Origin of the sequence: Citrobacter sp. wls714 (assembly GCF_005281025.1) — a bacterium.
GTDB lineage: Bacteria > Pseudomonadota > Gammaproteobacteria > Enterobacterales > Enterobacteriaceae > Citrobacter > Citrobacter werkmanii.
Map to the genome: position 1 here is coordinate 1 of NZ_SZWZ01000102.1, position 482 is coordinate 482.

Annotated in this window: 1 protein-coding gene and 1 pseudogene; both read left to right on the plus strand. The window is 44.8% G+C overall.

What is annotated here, in order from left to right:
• A pseudogene (locus tag FDX11_RS23040) lies at positions 1-70 on the plus strand (GtrA family protein); the annotation flags it as partial.
• A partial coding sequence (locus FDX11_RS23045; RefSeq protein ID WP_137398585.1) for a glycosyltransferase family 2 protein occupies positions 67-482 on the plus strand: 416 nt, incomplete at its 3' end. The pseudogene FDX11_RS23040 and the gene FDX11_RS23045, both read left to right, overlap by 4 nt.

A 482-nucleotide genomic window follows, 5' to 3' on the forward strand; every position in this document is an offset into this window, starting at 1 on the left:
ATTTTCCGCTATCAGCCTGGTATGCGGTTTTATTTACTCGAAATTCATTATCTTTAGGGATGCGAAATGAAAATCTCGTTGGTCGTTCCGGTCTTTAATGAAGAGGCCACAATACCTATTTTTTATAAAACGGTTCGGGAATATGAAGGGCTTCAGCAGCATGAAGTCGAGATAGTATTTATCAATGACGGCAGCAAAGACGCGACAGAATCAATTATTAAATCTCTGGCTGTATCCGATCCACTTGTAGTTCCGCTGTCATTCACCCGTAATTTCGGCAAAGAGCCAGCACTTTTCGCCGGGCTTGACCACGCAACTGGTGACGCAGTAATTCCAATTGACGTCGACTTGCAGGATCCAATTGAGGTCATCCCCCATTTGATCGAAAAGTGGCAGACTGGCGCTGATATGGTGCTTGCAAAGCGCTCTGACCGTTCTACCGATAGCCGACTGAAGAGAAAATCTGCTGAATGGTTCTATAA